The 15,922-nt window shown below is 23.6% G+C and carries 28 protein-coding genes; all 28 read right to left on the bottom strand.

All coding sequences use genetic code 11. From position 1 onward, the window contains the following. Positions 1-4: 4 nt before the first annotated feature. The 28 genes from rsmI to rplP all read right to left on the bottom strand — a co-directional run bounded on the left by rsmI (position 5) and on the right by rplP (position 15,918). Positions 5-856 (bottom strand): 16S rRNA (cytidine(1402)-2'-O)-methyltransferase, encoded by an 852-nt coding sequence (gene rsmI, locus LFWB_RS01210; RefSeq protein ID WP_210954858.1) that lies wholly within the window; start codon positions 854-856, stop codon positions 5-7. 4 nt (positions 857-860) lie between these two features. Then, a complete protein-coding gene (locus LFWB_RS01205; RefSeq protein ID WP_210954857.1) occupies positions 861-1,805 on the bottom strand; it encodes a hypothetical protein in 945 nt (314 codons plus the stop codon). Continuing rightward, entirely contained in the window at positions 1,802-2,422 is a 621-nt protein-coding gene (gene tmk, locus LFWB_RS01200) for a dTMP kinase (RefSeq protein ID WP_210954856.1), read from the bottom strand. Before tmk ends, LFWB_RS01205 begins: the two co-directional genes overlap by 4 nt. A 17-nt stretch (positions 2,423-2,439) precedes the next feature. Continuing rightward, positions 2,440-3,177 (bottom strand): tRNA pseudouridine(38-40) synthase TruA, encoded by a 738-nt coding sequence (truA, locus tag LFWB_RS01195; protein ID WP_210954855.1) that lies wholly within the window; start codon positions 3,175-3,177, stop codon positions 2,440-2,442. A 60-nt stretch (positions 3,178-3,237) separates the two neighbouring features. Further along, positions 3,238-4,278, bottom strand: a complete 1,041-nt coding sequence (locus LFWB_RS01190) for an energy-coupling factor transporter transmembrane component T (protein WP_210954854.1) — start codon at positions 4,276-4,278, stop codon at positions 3,238-3,240. Next, the gene (locus LFWB_RS01185; protein ID WP_210954853.1) at positions 4,268-5,143 is read right to left on the bottom strand and encodes an ATP-binding cassette domain-containing protein; all 876 of its coding nucleotides are present in this window, start codon (positions 5,141-5,143) and stop codon (positions 4,268-4,270) included. Before LFWB_RS01185 ends, LFWB_RS01190 begins: the two co-directional genes overlap by 11 nt. Further along, positions 5,119-5,940 carry an energy-coupling factor ABC transporter ATP-binding protein gene (locus LFWB_RS01180; RefSeq protein WP_210954852.1) on the bottom strand — a complete coding sequence of 274 codons (822 nt, stop codon included), beginning with the start codon at positions 5,938-5,940 and terminating at the stop codon, positions 5,119-5,121. Before LFWB_RS01180 ends, LFWB_RS01185 begins: the two co-directional genes overlap by 25 nt. Before the next feature lie 88 nt (positions 5,941-6,028). Then, complete coding sequence (gene rplQ, locus LFWB_RS01175; RefSeq protein ID WP_210954851.1) at positions 6,029-6,385, bottom strand: 50S ribosomal protein L17; 357 nt, start codon at positions 6,383-6,385, stop codon at positions 6,029-6,031. Between the two features lie 87 nt (positions 6,386-6,472). Further along, positions 6,473-7,426: a DNA-directed RNA polymerase subunit alpha gene (locus LFWB_RS01170; protein ID WP_210954850.1), complete on the bottom strand. Its 954-nt coding sequence runs from the start codon at positions 7,424-7,426 to the stop codon at positions 6,473-6,475. Positions 7,427-7,454: 28 nt separating this feature from the next. After that, entirely contained in the window at positions 7,455-7,841 is a 387-nt protein-coding gene (gene rpsK / locus LFWB_RS01165) for a 30S ribosomal protein S11 (RefSeq protein WP_210954930.1), read from the bottom strand. An 8-nt stretch (positions 7,842-7,849) separates the two neighbouring features. Next, positions 7,850-8,245 (bottom strand): 30S ribosomal protein S13, encoded by a 396-nt coding sequence (rpsM, locus tag LFWB_RS01160; protein ID WP_210954849.1) that lies wholly within the window; start codon positions 8,243-8,245, stop codon positions 7,850-7,852. Between the two features lie 22 nt (positions 8,246-8,267). Continuing rightward, positions 8,268-8,384, bottom strand: coding sequence for a 50S ribosomal protein L36 (gene rpmJ / locus LFWB_RS01155; protein WP_210954848.1), 117 nt, complete (start codon positions 8,382-8,384; stop codon positions 8,268-8,270). A 34-nt stretch (positions 8,385-8,418) separates the two neighbouring features. After that, entirely contained in the window at positions 8,419-8,619 is a 201-nt protein-coding gene (locus tag LFWB_RS01150) for a S1 domain-containing protein (RefSeq protein WP_210954847.1), read from the bottom strand. A 42-nt stretch (positions 8,620-8,661) separates the two neighbouring features. After that, positions 8,662-9,405 (bottom strand): type I methionyl aminopeptidase, encoded by a 744-nt coding sequence (gene map / locus LFWB_RS01145; protein ID WP_210954846.1) that lies wholly within the window; start codon positions 9,403-9,405, stop codon positions 8,662-8,664. A 40-nt stretch (positions 9,406-9,445) separates the two neighbouring features. Continuing rightward, complete coding sequence (locus tag LFWB_RS01140; RefSeq protein ID WP_210954845.1) at positions 9,446-10,702, bottom strand: preprotein translocase subunit SecY; 1,257 nt, start codon at positions 10,700-10,702, stop codon at positions 9,446-9,448. Between the two features lie 7 nt (positions 10,703-10,709). After that, on the bottom strand, positions 10,710-11,150 hold the full coding sequence (rplO, locus tag LFWB_RS01135) for a 50S ribosomal protein L15 (protein ID WP_210954844.1): 441 nt from the start codon (positions 11,148-11,150) through the stop codon (positions 10,710-10,712). A gap of 6 nt (positions 11,151-11,156) precedes the next feature. Continuing rightward, positions 11,157-11,354, bottom strand: a complete 198-nt coding sequence (gene rpmD / locus LFWB_RS01130; protein ID WP_210954843.1) for a 50S ribosomal protein L30 — start codon at positions 11,352-11,354, stop codon at positions 11,157-11,159. Then, positions 11,351-11,893, bottom strand: a complete 543-nt coding sequence (gene rpsE / locus LFWB_RS01125; protein WP_420887581.1) for a 30S ribosomal protein S5 — start codon at positions 11,891-11,893, stop codon at positions 11,351-11,353. Before rpsE ends, rpmD begins: the two co-directional genes overlap by 4 nt. Next, a complete protein-coding gene (gene rplR / locus LFWB_RS01120) occupies positions 11,890-12,243 on the bottom strand; it encodes a 50S ribosomal protein L18 (RefSeq protein ID WP_210954842.1) in 354 nt (117 codons plus the stop codon). Before rplR ends, rpsE begins: the two co-directional genes overlap by 4 nt. Positions 12,244-12,266: 23 nt before the next feature. After that, complete coding sequence (gene rplF / locus LFWB_RS01115; RefSeq protein WP_210954841.1) at positions 12,267-12,809, bottom strand: 50S ribosomal protein L6; 543 nt, start codon at positions 12,807-12,809, stop codon at positions 12,267-12,269. Between the two features lie 17 nt (positions 12,810-12,826). Further along, positions 12,827-13,204, bottom strand: coding sequence for a 30S ribosomal protein S8 (rpsH, locus tag LFWB_RS01110; protein WP_210954840.1), 378 nt, complete (start codon positions 13,202-13,204; stop codon positions 12,827-12,829). A 15-nt stretch (positions 13,205-13,219) separates the two neighbouring features. Next, positions 13,220-13,489: a 30S ribosomal protein S14 gene (gene rpsN, locus LFWB_RS01105; protein ID WP_210954839.1), complete on the bottom strand. Its 270-nt coding sequence runs from the start codon at positions 13,487-13,489 to the stop codon at positions 13,220-13,222. Positions 13,490-13,524: 35 nt separating this feature from the next. After that, entirely contained in the window at positions 13,525-14,067 is a 543-nt protein-coding gene (gene rplE, locus LFWB_RS01100; RefSeq protein ID WP_210954838.1) for a 50S ribosomal protein L5, read from the bottom strand. A 25-nt stretch (positions 14,068-14,092) separates the two neighbouring features. Further along, complete coding sequence (gene rplX / locus LFWB_RS01095) at positions 14,093-14,428, bottom strand: 50S ribosomal protein L24 (RefSeq protein WP_210954837.1); 336 nt, start codon at positions 14,426-14,428, stop codon at positions 14,093-14,095. A gap of 9 nt (positions 14,429-14,437) precedes the next feature. Next, on the bottom strand, positions 14,438-14,818 hold the full coding sequence (gene rplN / locus LFWB_RS01090) for a 50S ribosomal protein L14 (RefSeq protein WP_210954836.1): 381 nt from the start codon (positions 14,816-14,818) through the stop codon (positions 14,438-14,440). Positions 14,819-14,820: 2 nt separating this feature from the next. Next, positions 14,821-15,081, bottom strand: a complete 261-nt coding sequence (gene rpsQ, locus LFWB_RS01085; RefSeq protein WP_210954928.1) for a 30S ribosomal protein S17 — start codon at positions 15,079-15,081, stop codon at positions 14,821-14,823. Between the two features lie 229 nt (positions 15,082-15,310). Beyond that, positions 15,311-15,499 (bottom strand): 50S ribosomal protein L29, encoded by a 189-nt coding sequence (gene rpmC / locus LFWB_RS01080; protein ID WP_210954835.1) that lies wholly within the window; start codon positions 15,497-15,499, stop codon positions 15,311-15,313. Continuing rightward, the gene (rplP, locus tag LFWB_RS01075) at positions 15,496-15,918 is read right to left on the bottom strand and encodes a 50S ribosomal protein L16 (RefSeq protein WP_210954834.1); all 423 of its coding nucleotides are present in this window, start codon (positions 15,916-15,918) and stop codon (positions 15,496-15,498) included. Before rplP ends, rpmC begins: the two co-directional genes overlap by 4 nt. Positions 15,919-15,922 lie beyond the last annotated feature (4 nt).

The following is a 15,922-nucleotide window of genomic DNA, read 5'->3' as shown; positions in this document are numbered from 1 at the left end:
TTTTTTAGTCATTTTGTTGAATCTTAAATTTATTATAAATTATTTTTTTGGAAATTTTTTTATCTTTAGCTACTTTTCGAAAAGCTTCTTTCTCTGTGTAACCTCTTTCCATAAAAAAAGTTATATGTTCTTCCAAAGATAAATCTTTATATAAATCAACATCTTTATTACCTTCTAATACTAAAACATATTCACCTTTTTCAACTAACTCTTCTTTTAAAATTTCATCTAAACAACCATTAGTAATGGTTTCAAATTTTTTAGTTAATTCTCTAGATAAAGAGATATTTCTATTGCCGTAAATTTCATAAATGAATGTTAATGTCTTTTTAATTCTTTGGGCTGATTCATAAAAAATAAGAGCACTTTCGAACAAGCGATATTTTAATAAAATTTTTTTTTGTTCTACTGTTTTTTTAGGAAAAAAACCTAAAAACAAAAAAGGAATATCAAAAGAAGATAAAACGAAAGCTGATAAAAAAGCAGAAACGCCCGGAACAACAGTAACAACGAAACCAGCTATTTGAACAGATTGAACTAAAAAAAGACCAGGATCGCTAATTAAAGGAGTCCCTGCATCACTTATTAAAGCTAAATTTTTATTATCTTTCAAAAAATTTAAGACCTTTTGAACACGTTCTTTTTCATTATATTTATGTAAAGAAATTAAATGATTTTTAAAATTATAAAATTTTAAAATCTTTAATGCGACTCTTGTATCTTCTGCTAAAATAAAATCAACTTTTTTTAAAATTTCTAAAGCTCTAAAACTTAAATCATTCATATTACCGATAGGCGTAGATACTAAATATAAAATATTTTTTTCTGATGAAAAAGTTTTTTGAATCATTAACATATTTTTATTTTATATTCTCCGAATGAATTTTTTTCTCTATTTCGATCAATAAAATTATAAAACAAAAATTATTTTCTAAAATCATTTTTGTTTTTTCTAATTTAGTTAAAAAATCTAAAATATCAATTATTAAATAAGAAGATAATTCATTATAAAAAGATTTATCTAACAAAGATTTAGGAAAAATAAAATTTAAATTATTTTTATAATAATACAAATCTAAAAAAAAACTAATCAAAATATATAAGAAATCATCAATAAAAGAATTATTTTGTTTAAGATTCGAACTATAAAAAAATAATTTAGAAACTATTTTTTTTTCTGATATAGAATCTAAAAAAAATAAAAAAAATTTCTTAAAAGAGACTAAATAATCATCTTTTTTTTCTTTATCAGATATTTTCAATAACGATTCAAAAACTTTATTTAAATCATTATTGTATGGATTTTTATTTAAACTGAAAATATTCTTTGAATCGTTATCATTTAAAGAAAAAATTTGAGACCTAGATAAAATAGTAGATAAAACAAGATCACGATTACAAGTTAATAAAATTCCTAAATGATTTTTGCTAATGGGATTTTCTAAAAAATTTAATAAACTATTAGCCACTTTATAAGAAATTTTTTCAATACCATTAATAACATAAACTTTTTTTTCTTCTATCAAAGAAGTTTTATTTAAATAAGATTTTATGTTTGAAATATCTTCTTTATTAATATTCTGACTATAAGCGTCTAAATAATAAAAATTATGACAAATCATTTTTTTTATATTTTTTTTTAAAAAAAGTGAATAATTATCTTTTTTTAAAAATTCATAAACTAAATCAAACATAAATGATTTTAAAACTAAGTTATCATTGTTTTCAAAAACATAAACATGAGCTAATTTATTTTTTTGAATAATTATTTTAAATTTTTCTAATAATTTTTTTGATTCATTCATATTTTTATTTTAAATGACTTTTTTATTTTAGTTATTATAATATATTCCAATTCTTCTAAAGAAAGATTAGCGTCTAATTTATAAATTCTTTCAGGAAATTGTTCACACAATTCCAAAAAACCTTTTCTAACTAAATTATGAAAATGAATATTTTTTAAATCAAAATATTCCATTTTCTCTTTTCTATTCTTTTTAAGCCTTTGAATACCAACATCCGGTTCTAAATCTAAATAAAAAGTAATATCAGGCAAATGCTGAAAAGCAAAAAAATTAATTTTATTAACAAGATTAGAACCTAATTTTCTTGCGTATCCTTGGTAAGCGATAGAAGAATCTAAATAACGATCACAAATAACTATTTTATTATTTTTTAAAGCAGGAGAAATGATTTTATCTAAATGTTCGGCTCTATTAGCTGCATATAACAAAGCTTCTGTCAAAGATGATATTTTATCATCGAAAGATAATAAGATTTTTTTTATCTCGATATTAAAAGGAATATTTGCATCAGGTTCTTTTGTTAAAATAACATCATTTTTTAAATTTATTTTTTTAAATAAAGAACGAGATAAAGTGGTTTTTCCTGAACCTTCACAACCCTCAAAAGAAATAAACATTTTATTCTCCTCTTTCTTTAATAAAAAATATTTTTTAAAAATAAACCATTAGAAGGAGCTATAAAAGTAAATTTTTTATTATTTTTAATTAAAAACATATTTTCTAATTCTGATAAGGTTTTTTTACCTTGCGCGATATTAATTAAAAAACCCACTAACAAAAGAATCATTTGTTTTAAAAAACCTTTACCATGAAAAAAAATAACAAATTGATTTTCATTTTCTTCAACAAAAACTTTATAAATTGTTTTAATAGTATTTTTCTTTTTATCTTTGTTATTGGTGAATAAAACAAAATCTTTTTGACCTTCTAATAAATGTATCGCCTCTTTGATAAGAGAAAAATTAAGTTTTTCAAAATATACTTGAAATCGACAATTAAAAGGATTTAATTTTTTTTTTGAAAAAACATACCGATAAATTTTAGATTTGGAATTATAACGAGCATGAAAAGGAAAATCACAAATACAAATATCTAAAACTAAAATATCTTGTGAAATAATTTTATTTAAAGCTTTTTTTAAATTATAAGGAGGAATCCGAAAATCAGTTTGAAAACTAACTACTTGCCCCTCTGAATGAACTCCTTTATCAGTGCGACTAGCTGCAATAGTTTTAATTTTGCGTTTGGTAACTTTAAATAAAGCATTTTCTAAAACTGACTGAATAGTTATTAAATTAGGTTGTTTTTGATAACCATAATAATTTGCGCCATCATAAACCAAAATTAATTTATAAATTATATTTTTGTTCAAAAAAACCTCTTTTTTAAAATTTTTTTAATTAAAATAAATTAAATAAAAAATATATAATTGTTATAAAAAACTTAATAAAAAAACAATAAAAACTAAAAATAATAAAAAATAATCTTTTTTTTGGGTTTTATACAAAATAAATTTAGTACGTTCTTTCCCTATAACATACCCTCTAGCTTCCATAGAATTTGCTAAAACAAAAGATTTTTTAAAAATTAAAACAAAAATAGGAACCAATAAAGAAAGTATATAATAAAATTTTTTGAAAATATTTTTAGTATAAAAATTAAGACCTCTAGATAATTGAGCTTTTAAAATTTTTTTCGCTTCTTCAAATAAAAAAGAAATAGACATAAAAATTAAAGACAAAACCAAAGTTAAAATTTCTAAAAAAAATCTAAATCTTTTCAAAGGTTTAAAAATTATATTCAAACCTTCATTTACTTCAACAAAAGAAATTGTTTCCTTAATTAAAATATTAAATAATAAAAATAAAATAACACGTGAAAAAATTAAACAAATATAAAAAAAATCTTTATAAGTAAAAAATAATGGAAAACTATCATCGCGCGAATACAAACCAGATAAAAAGGTTATTTTCCAAGGTATTTTCCAAAAATAAAAAAAAATAAAAAGAAAACCAAAATTTTTATAATTTTTATTTTTAAACAAAAAAAAATATGAAAAATATAAAAAAATAATAGAAAACAAAAAAATTTTAGGTTCTTTAAAAAATTCTATTTTTAATCCATGTTTGAATACCTCAAAACCTTGTGGGCATTCATAAGAACAACGTAAAAGTATACTAAAGAAAAAAATAAATTTAAATCTTAAAATTTCTTTCATTAAAGTTCTGAAAGGGTAATTTAAACTTAAGATTAAATAAAAAAAAATAAAACAAAAAACAAATAAATAAAACAAAAGAAAACAAAAATTTACTATACCACGATTTGTAAAATCAATTTTATAAAAAGAATCTAATTTTAAACTAAAAATAATTTTTGTAAATAAAATAATTAAAATAATTTTAAAAGAAGGATGAATCGAATATATAAAAGATTTATGATTTGAATCAAAATCATTTTTTTTATTAATATTCAATCTCATCTATCTTCTCGTCGCCTTCACAAAATTTTTTTAAATATTTTAATAATTGAATATAAGAATATTTATATTCGAAAGGAATTCCTATTTTTTTATTTAAAAATTTCAAAATATCAAAAGTTCGTGGAACTAAAAAATTTAATCTAGAAAAAAATTGTTCATCATCGAAAAAATCTTCTTTAGAGCCGAAAAAAGCAATTTTCCCTTCTTCTAAAAAAAGAATTTTATTAGCGTATTCGGCGACTAAATTAATATCATGAGTAATAAAAATAATAGTTTTTTTATCTTTTTTATGTTTTTGTTGTAAAAATTCCATTATTTGTCTTTGATTATTCCCGTCTAAACCTCTAGTGGGTTCGTCCAAAACCAAAATAGATGGTTCTATCGCTAAAATACCAGCAATAGCTACTTTTCTTTGTTGGCCTTCAGATAATCTAAAAGGAGAATTTTCAAACAAATCATTAGGAAAATTTACTTGTTCTAAAGCTTCAATGGCTTTTTGTTTTGCTTCATCATCATTTTTATTAAAATTTTTAGGTCCGAACATAACATCTTTTAAAACAGTATTTTCGAAAATTTGATTTTCAGGAAATTGAAATACTAATCCTATTTTTTTTCTAAAAGATATTAAATCGCGAGGAGATGTTTTTTTATCTATTTTATTACCAAAAACATCAACACAACCTTCATTAGGAGTTAATAAACCATTCATTAATTGAACTAAAGTAGATTTTCCAGATCCTATTTTGCCAATTAAAGCGATGAAATCGTTTTGAGAATCTATTTTTAAATTAATTTTTTCAAAAACTGGGTTACTTTTTTTATTATAAGAAAAAGTTACATCTCGAAAATATATTCCCATAAACACCCCTTCAATTTATAAAAAAAATCTTTATTTATTTTTTTTATATCCGACTCTCTTTCTAGAGCGAAATGTATTTTAAGAGCTAAAGGCAAATAATTAAAATATTTTTCACAAAAATTATTATCAGAAAATAATTCTACAGGGGGAGAATATTTAACCAAATTGCCTTCTTCCAAAAATAAAATTTTATCACTTTTCGAAGATAAATTCAAATCATGCGTAATAATTATTAAAATTTTATCTGTGTTCTTTTTAATATTATAAATAATATCGAAAATTTCTTGAGCTCCTTGCGGATCTAAAAAAGCTGTTGGTTCATCTAAAATAATAATTTTAGGTTCCATAGCTAAAACAGAAGCTATTGCGACTTTTTGTTTCTGTCCGCCAGATAAATTTTGAGGATTTTTATCTAACAAATCTTGAATATTCAACATAACAGTATATTTATCAAGTTTTTTTTGCATTTCTTCTCTAGATAATAATTGATTCTCTAAACCGAAAACAATATCATTAAGAACGTTTGAACCTACAAATTGATAATCAGGGTTTTGAAAAACCATTCCTATATAAGAACGCATTTCTTGTAAACTATCTTCGTTAAATTCTTTTCCGTCGATAAAAATTTTACCTTCATTTGGTTGTAATAAACCCATCAAAATCCTAGCTAAAGTAGTTTTTCCAGAACCATTATTACCTATAATAGTAACCCATTCACCCATAGAAATATTTAAATTAAAATTTTTTAAAATTTTTTTATTTCTATAACTGAAATTTAAATTTTTAATAACTATCATAATTTAAATATTATACCTTATTTAATTTATATAAATAATTTTTATATTATTTAATAAAATAAATTTTTAAATTAAAAATTTATAAAAATTAAACCAAGGAAATGATAGCCATAAAAGAAGAATCACCTCTACGAGGTACACTTTTTATAATTCTTGTATATCCGCTTTGTAAATTTTCGTATTTAGTCGCTATTTCTTTAAATAATTTTTGTAAAACAGTTTTATTCTCGTCTATTTTTTTATCAAACAAAAAATTAGATGCTAACCTTCTAGATGATAAAGTATTTTTTTTGCCTAAATGTATAACTTTTTCAATTATTTTACTAAGTTCTTTTGCTTTAGATTCAGTAGTAAAAATACGATCATGAATAAGCAAATCAGAAACTAAATTCCTTAATAAAGCTTTTCTTTGAGACGTATTACGTCTTAATTTACTGTATGCCATTTTTATTACACCTTTGTTTAAATGATTAAAATTTATATTTTTTTATAACATTTATATTTTCGACAACAAAAAATATTTTTTTAAATGTTATTTTTCGTCATCTTGAAAATTCAGTTCTAATTCTTTAATCTTTTCTTTTAGTTCATCAAAAGATTTTTTTCCTAAACTTTCTAATTTAGAAATATATTTTTCATTTTTGCTAACTAATTCTTGAACTGTATTTATACCTGCTCTTTTTAAACTATTAAATAATCTAACTGATATACCTAATTGATCGATTCTTAATTTCAAAGCATGATTATAACTTTTAGCTTTTGGTTCGTAAATAAAATAATCATCTTGCACTTTTTCGCATAAATTAACTAAAATATTAAAATGATCAATCAAAATTTTAGAAGCTAAAGATAAAGCTTCTTTGGGTTGGATCGATTTATTAGTTTCGATATCCATAACTAATTGTTCTTTATTATTCAATTTAGGTTCTATATTGTAAGAAACTTTTAAAACAGGAGTGTATATAGAATCAATCGCGATAACTCCGAATTCATTTTTACTATAAATCTTATTATCTTCTGCTGATATATATCCGATTCCTTTTCTGACAGTAACTACCATTTTGAAAGGGATATTATCTGATAAAGTAGCTATTACTTGATCTTTATTAATAATTCTTACACCATCTACAGTTTCAAAATCAGCAGCTGTTATTGTTTTTTCTTCCGATGTATCAATTTTTAATTTAACTTCGAAATCGTCTTCATTAGAATCTACAGCGATAACGACTTTTTTTAAATTTAAAACAATAGACATAACATCTTCTACAACGCCTGGAATAATACTAAAATAATGGTTAACACCTTCAATTTTAACATTCACAATAGCTACACCTGGTAAAGAAGATAACAAAACTCTTCTTAAAGAATTACCGATTGTAATACCTAAACCTTTTTCTAAAGGAAAAATAATAAATTTTCCATTGGCTAAATCTGTTTTTGCCTCGACGACATTCATATTAGGTTTTATAAATTTTAATTTATCCATTTTTTTCTCCTTTAAATATGGTTAATATTTATCCACGAGGTCTTTTAGGCGGTCTACAACCATTATGTGGAACAGGTGTAACATCTTTGATGGCGTTAATTTCTAAACCAGATTCTTGTAAAGAACGAATAGAAGTTTCTCTTCCTACTCCTGGCCCTTTAACAAATACTTCAATTTGTTTCATTCCTTGTTCTTGCGCTAAAGCAGAAACTTTTTGAGCTACTTTTTGAGCTATATATGAAGTAGATTTTTTACTACCTTTATACCCTAAAGAACCTGCATTGCACCAAGCAACTGTATTACCTTCTAAATCTGTAATAGTTATAATAGTATTATTAAAAGTAGCTTGAATATGCGCTATGCCTACAGGAATATTTTTCTTAATTTTTTTACGTTTATTTTTTCTTTGTTTCACCATTATAATTAAAACCCTTTTTTCATCCCTTTATTATTTGTTTTGTTACTTGGAGAAGCTTTTTTGCGATTTTTTTTAACTGTCTTAGCGTTGTTTCTAGTTCTTTGTCCTCTAACAGGCATACCTTTACGATGGTTTATACCTCTATAACAACCTATCTCCATCAATCTTTTAATATTTAAAACTTTAGACCTTCTCAAAACACCTTCTAAATTTAATTTGCTTAATTCAGTTCTGATAATAGATAATTGATTTTCGCTTAATTCATGAACTCTAATATTTTCATCAATATTTAATTCATTCAAAAGTTTTTTAGAAGTTTTAGTTCCAATGCCATAAATATAAGTTAAAGCAATAAATATTGTTTTATTGTTAGGAATATCTACTCCTACGATTCTTGCCATTTTTTAAAAACTCCTTTTTTTTTTAACCTTGTCTTTGATTATGACGACGTTTTTTTTTATTTAAAACATAAATCTTTTTTTTACGTTTTACAATGATATCATCAGCACTACGTTTTTTTACAGAAGATCGTACTTTCATTTTATTATATATCCTTTTTTTATATTATTATTATTTAAATATAACGAAAAATAATACGACCACGATAATCAACTTTAACTTTATCGCCTAATAAAATACGTATTTTATTAGTACGTATTTTACCAGAAATATAAGCGATAATAACTCTTTTATCAGGGAGTTCTAATTTAAATTTAGAATTAGGTAATATACCAACAACTAAAGCATCTAAAGTTTCAATATCGTTATTAATCATATTTTAATATTTTTTCCTTTAATCATTATATATTTATTCATATTATGTTAAAATTTCATATCCTTTTTCAGTAACTAAAACTGTATGTTCAAAATGAGCACTCAAACTTGAATCTAAAGTAACAGCGCTCCATCCATCTTTTAATATTTTAACTTCTTTAGAACCTAATGTAAACATAGGCTCGATACAAAAAGTCATTCCTGGTTTTAATATATAATCTTTAAAAACAAAATCAAAATTAAAAATATAAGGTTCTTCGTGTAAGTTTTTTCCAATTCCGTGTCCTGAAAAAATTTCTATTATGCCATAATTATTTTTTTGACCAACTTCATATATAGCAAGTGATATATCTGAAATCTTATTACCAGGTTTAACTTTTTCTATACCAGCAAATAAAGATGACTTAGTATTTTCAATAAATTTTTTTGTTTGATGCGGTATATCTCCTAAATAATAAGTCCAAGCTGAATCAACAAAATAACCTTTATATTTTATTCCTAAATCAATAGATATTATATCTCCTGTTTTAAGAATCAGTTCTTTAGAAGGGACCCCATGGACTACAATTTCATTTACTGAAATACAAGTATAACCTTCATAAGATTGATAACCTTTAAAAGCCGATACTACACCATGTTTTTCCATCAATTTAGCAGCAATCATATCTAATTCATAAGTAGAAATACCTATTTTTAAATGATTCAATAATTCTTTTCTTATGGATTTTAAAATAATTCCTGCTTCTCTCATTAATGAAATTTCATCAAAAGATTTGATCGATAACATAATAAAATAAACAACCTTTTTTTAATATTAATTTATATTATCAAAATAATTTATTATAAGATTTCTTAATATTTCTTTTTTCTTTAAGACTTTGTATAAATTCTATAACAGTACCAACCACAATCAAAAGACTAGTACCACCCAATTTAATATTATGAGCGATTTCTTCTTTTCCTGTTTTTATTAAAACAAAATTAATTATATAAGGTGAAATAGCTAATAAAGTTAAAAAAATAGCACCAATAAAAATCAATTTAAACATTTCATAAGTTATTTTTTTAACAGTAGATGTTCCTGGGTTAGTATCTGTTAAATAAGCGTTTTGTTGAGATAAATGTTCGGAAATATTATTAGGATTAATAGTCATGAAAGATGAAAAAAAAGAAAACAACATAAGCAATAAAATATACAAAAAAAATGATAATTCTAAAAAAGATCTATCTTTTTTTAAAATAGAAATAAAAATATCTAATGTTTTATTGGTCGGCAACAAATCCAATAAAGAAGTTATATTTAACAAAGTTTCAGCTAAAATAATTGGCAAAACCCCGGATATATTTACTTTAATAGGGATATATTTATCAATTTTATTATTATTTTTATTTAAAGCATAATTAATAGGAATTTTTAAATAACCTGAAGATAAAATAATAGTAAATATTAATAAAACTAAAAATAAAAATAAAACCAAAATTCTTGTTACATCCAAATTATTTTTATTAGATATTAAGAAATATATAGCATCATATAATTGTTTGGTTATTCCTACTACTATTAAAATAGAAACTCCGTTACCTACCCCTTTAGAGGTAATTAAATCAGATAACCAAATACAAATAAAAACACCTACTACTAAAAAAAATAAAACAGTAAAAACTTTTATTTTATCAAACAGAAACCACGAATAATTAAATTTTATTATCGCCCAACCTTGTCCTAAGGCAAAAAATAAAGTTAAAATTCTATTAGTTAAATTAATTTTATATTTCCCTTTATCACCTTGTTCGGACCATTCCTTTAAAAAAGGAATAATTTTTTGAGAAAATTGGACCAAAATAGAAGCTGTAATATAAGGAAAGATACTTAAAGCGAAAAGATTTAAAGTGGTTTGTTTATTAAAAAATATACTCTCTTTTTTCAATTTTGATATTGTATCACACGATAAATATTCTGTTGGTCCCAAAAAAGGAATGTATATTTTAGTACCTATTATATAAATAAAAACAATAAATAAAGTAAACAAAACTTTTTGAATTACTCTTTTTTTATCTAAAAGAAAAATAATTAATTTTTTCATATAAAAATTACCTTATTAATTCTATATTACCACCATTTTTTTCAATAATATCTTTGGATTTATTAGAAAATTTATAAGCTTGAATAGTTAATTTTTTACTAAAATTTCCTTTAGCTAAAATTTTAAAACATGTTGTGTCTTTTTTAATTATTCTTTTTTTTAATAATAATTCTTTTGTCACTACGGTATCATTGTCAAAAACTTCTAATTCTTTTAAATTAATCAAATAATATTTTTTTTGATTAAAATTATAAAAACCTCTTTTAGGGATTCGTTGAAAAATAGGTGTTTGTCCGCCTTCAAAACCCAACCTAGTACCGCCACCGCTACGTGCTAATTGACCTTTGTGACCTTTTCCTGATGTTTTTCCGTTTCCACTTCCGGGTCCTCGTCCTAAACGTTTAGTTGTTTTTCTAGCGTTTTTAACTGGTTTTAATAAATGTAACATATTATATCAATTGCTTTCTTTTTCAATAATTTCTTTAACTGAAATCAAATGATTAATTTTTTTTAAAATACCTCGAATATTAGGAGAATCTTCTTTAATCACTATTTGATTAATTTTTTTTAATCCCAAGCACTGAACATTTTTTAATTGATTAGGTGTTCTTCCGATTAAACTTTTTCTTAATATAATTTCTAATTTTTTCATTTGTTTTTACCTTGAAATCTAGATATTAATTTAATACCTCTGTTTTTTTCAACGCTTTGTATAGTTTTTAAATTCATTAATCCATCTATTATAGCTCTTAAAATATTAATCGTAGTTCTAGATCCGAAAGATTTAGCTAAAATATCATTAATGCCGGCTAATTTAAAAACGGCTCTAGCTGATTTTCCGCCAGCGATAATCCCTGTTCCTTTAGATGCAGGTTTTAATAAAGCTTTAGATGCTCCAAATTTACCAATAATTTCGTGAGGAATAGTAGCTTCAGAAATAGGAACTTGGAATAAATTTTTCTTAGCTTTTTCTAATGCTTTTTTTATAGCGTCTAAAACTTCTTGTGCTTTAGAATTGGCAAAACCAATTTTCCCTTTTTTATCGCCTACAACAACCAAAGCAGAAAAACGTAAACGACGCCCACCTTTAACAACTTTAGTTATTCTATTAATGGAAATAACTTTTTCTTCTAAACCGCCAAAAACTATTCTGTTATTATAATTATCTTTTTTTAATTGTGGATTTTTCAAAATATTAATCCTTCTTCCCTTGCGGCATCAGCTAAATTTTTAATACGCCCTAAATATAAACGACCACCACGATCAAAAACAACACTATTAATACCTTTTTTTAAAGCTTTTTGCGCGATCATTCTTCCGATATTAGATGCAACTTCTATATTAATTTTATTAGCGTCAATTTCTTTACTATGAACGCTGCATAAAGTGACTTGTTTTTGATCATCAATAATCTGGACATAAAAATATTTATTAGAATAAAAAACATTTAAACGAGGTCTTTCTTGTGTGCCTATAATTTTTTTTCTCAAACGTAATTGTCTTTTTTTGCGTAAACTTTTTGAAGTTTTTTTATTTATCATAATATACAGTTTAAAATCCTTTCTTATTTTTTAGCGCTTTTACCAGCTTTACGATAAACATATTGATCAAATAATTTAATACCTGTCCCTTTATAAGGTTCTGGTTTACGTAATTTCAATATTTTAGCAGCGAATTCACCAACAAATTGTTTATCTATACCTTTGACAATTATTTCTTTATTTTTAAAAATTTCTATTTCTAAATTAGAAGGGATAGATATTTTAATAACATGAGAAAATCCTAAATTAAAAATCAAATTAGAACCTTCTTTTTTAACATTATAAAATAAACTCACAATTGTAATTCTTTTTACAAAAACTTTATCTAAACCTTGAATCATATTAAATAATAAAGCTCTTGTAGTTCCATGAATTTTTTTCATAAAAACTTCATTATTAGGTCTAACGATTTTGATAGAGTTTTCTGTAATATTTATTTTTAATAAAGGGTTCAATTGATATTTTATTTGTTCTGTTTTAGAAGTGATATTGATTAAATTTCCTTCTTGATTTTCCACTTTTATACCTTTAGGGATGGAAATAATTTTGTTTCCCACTCTGGACATTATATTCTCCTTAATAATTACCAAATATAAGCAAGTACTTCTCCGCCTACATTTTGTAATAAAGCTTCATAATCTGTTAAAACGCCTTTTGAAGTAGAAATTAAAGCTATTCCTAATCCATTATAAACTCTAGGTATCTTGTTTACAGGAACATATTTAGATACTCTTTTCAAACCTGTAATAATCCTTTGTTTATCAGCATTATATTTTAAATAAATAATAATTTTCTTGTTAGCTTTATCTAAATAAAAATCTTTAATAAAACCTTCTTTTTTTATAACTTCTAAAATTTTAATTTTAAATTTAGAAATAGGAACCGAAACTTTTTCATGATACATTATATTAGCGTTACGTATTCTTGTTAATAAATCAGCGATAGGATTGTTTATTGCCATTTTTTTATTCTCCTTTTACCAACTAATCTTCTTCACGCCAGATATTTCGCCCTTATTAGCTAACTCTCTGAATTTGATTCTAGATATACCAAATTTTCTTATATATCCTCTTGCTCTTCCGTCGATTTGATCTATATTTTTAAGACGTACTGGCGAAGATTGAGGTTTAAGACGAGATAAACCTTTATAATCTTTATTATTCTTCAATTCCAAACGTTTTTCTTTAAATTTTAAATATAATTCTCTTTGTTTTTGATTTTTAACTATCTTGGATTTTTTTGCCATAAAATCTCCTTTTATTTATATTTTATATCAATATTTTATTTATGAAAAGGCATTTTATAAAAATCTAATAATTTTTTAGCATCTGCATCATTTTTAGCTGTGGTAACAATACAAATATCCATGCCGAAAATATTTTTGATTTTATCAAAATCAATCTCAGGAAAAACAATTTGTTCTTTTATACCTAAAGAATAATTTCCTTTTCCATCAAAAGATTTAGGATTCAAACCTCTAAAATCTCTTATTCTAGGTAAAACTATTCTAATCAATTTATCCAAAAAAAATTCTTTTTTGGCGCCTCTTAGAGTGACTTTTAAACCTATCGGCATACCTTCTCTTAATTTAAAATTAGAAATAGATTTTTTAGCTTTAATAACAACAGGCACTTGCCCACTGATTAAAGTTAATTGTTCAGAAAATTCATCTAAAATCTTAATATTAGCGACAGCTTCGCCAACACCCATATTAATGACTATTTTTTCTATTTTAGGTATTTGCATAACAGATTTAAAATTAAAAACCTCTTTTAAAGAAAAAAGAAGATTTTTTTTAGGATGTTGAATATCATTTTTTTTCATTATTTAATACTTTCCTTAATATAAGTTATATATTAGTGCCTGTTTTTTTGGAATAACGAATTTTTTTTCCATCTTCGTAACGGATTCCAACACGAGTAGGAATATTTTTTTCAATGTCGATTAAAGAAATATTAGAAATATGAATAGGCATTTCTTCTTTAATAATATTACCTGTTTTGTCCTCGTTTGGAGAAGTTTTATGCTTAGTAACGATATTTACGCCTTCAACCAAAACTTTTTGTTCTTTAAAAAAAATTTTTATAACTTTTCCCGTTTTCATTTTTTTAGAATTATTTTCATCTTTTGTAAAACGATCTTTTCCTGTACGAACAACAACTATATCTCCTATTTTAATTTTCATTATAATACCTCATATTACAAAAACTTTTTCAGCTAAAGACAAAAATTTAGAAAAATTACCGTCTTTTAATTTTTTATTTTTAACTACAGGACCAAAAATCCTTGTTCCTTTTAAAGTAGTGTCATCTTTTAAAATAACTACCGCATTATCATCAAATTTTATATAAGAACCATCTTGTCCTCTTAAACCTTTTTTAGTTCTCAAAATTAAAGCTCTTGCTTTATCGCCTGCTTTTACCATCCCTGATGGAATAGCTTTTTTTATAGAAACAACAACAATATCCCCTATATAAGCGTAACGTCTTTTACTTGAACCAGGGATATTAATTACTGAAACTTCTTTAGCGCCGCTATTATCAGCTACTGTTAAACGACTATTTATCTGAATCATATTTATTCCGCCTTATTTTTACTCAAAATAATATTTAATAAACGAAATTTTTTAGTTTTTGATAAGGGTCTTGTTTCTACAAAACTAACAAAATCACCTATTTTAGCAATTTCTTTTTCATCATGAGCATGAAATTTACTACTTTTTTTGATTCTTTTACCATACAAAGGATCTTTTTTATAATAATCAACTGAGATCACAATTGTTTTATCCATTTTATCAGAAAGTACAGTGCCTGATAAAACTTTTCTATTATTACGCATCATTTTACCTCATTTTATTTTATAACAAAATTTTTTAAAAAACATCAGAATGAAAAAAACTTATCTTTTATAAAATAAAATAAATATATTTATTTTATTTTAAATATATTTATTTTATTTTAAATATATTTATTTTATTGATATAAATAAAATTTTAAAAAAATAATTGTTTTATATAAAAAATAAAATATAAATTAATTATCAAAAATTAAAATTTAATTTAAATTATTTAAATCTTTTTTTCATTTAAAATTGTTTTTATTCTTGCAATATCTTTTTTAAGTTTACGAACATCAGCAGTATTTTTATATTTCGCTAAATCCAATTTAAGTTTGACAAAAAATAATTCTTTTTTTAAAGAAAAAATTTTTGTTTCTAATTCTTCTTTTGGAATTGTACGCAATTCTTTCATTTTCATTCTTCTTGGCCTCTTTTAATAATTTTAGTAGTAATAGGTAACTTATGAGATGCTAATCTTAAAGCTTCTATTTCTTCTTTTTCTAAATTATTATTATCACTTACCTCAAAAAGAACTTTACCCTTTTTAACAACTGCTACCCATAATTCAGGACTACCTTTTCCTGAACCCATTCTAACTTCTAAAGGTTTTCTTGTTAAAGATAAATGAGGGAAAATATTAATCCAAACTTTTCCTAACCTTTTCATATGACGTGTCATTGCAATACGAGCAGATTCTATTTGTTGACTAGTGATCCATGCGCCTTTTGTAGCGATTAAACCATAATTACCATTTACAATTTTATTTTGTCCTTTGGATTTACCTTCGTATTTAACACGATGAGGGCGACGATATTTTGTCTTTTTTGGTATCAACATTTGT

Origin of the sequence: Candidatus Phytoplasma luffae (genome assembly GCF_018024475.1) — a bacterium.
Taxonomy (GTDB): Bacteria; Bacillota_I; Bacilli_A; order Acholeplasmatales; family Acholeplasmataceae; genus Phytoplasma; species Phytoplasma luffae.
This window is presented reverse-complemented; position numbering and strand designations above follow the sequence as displayed.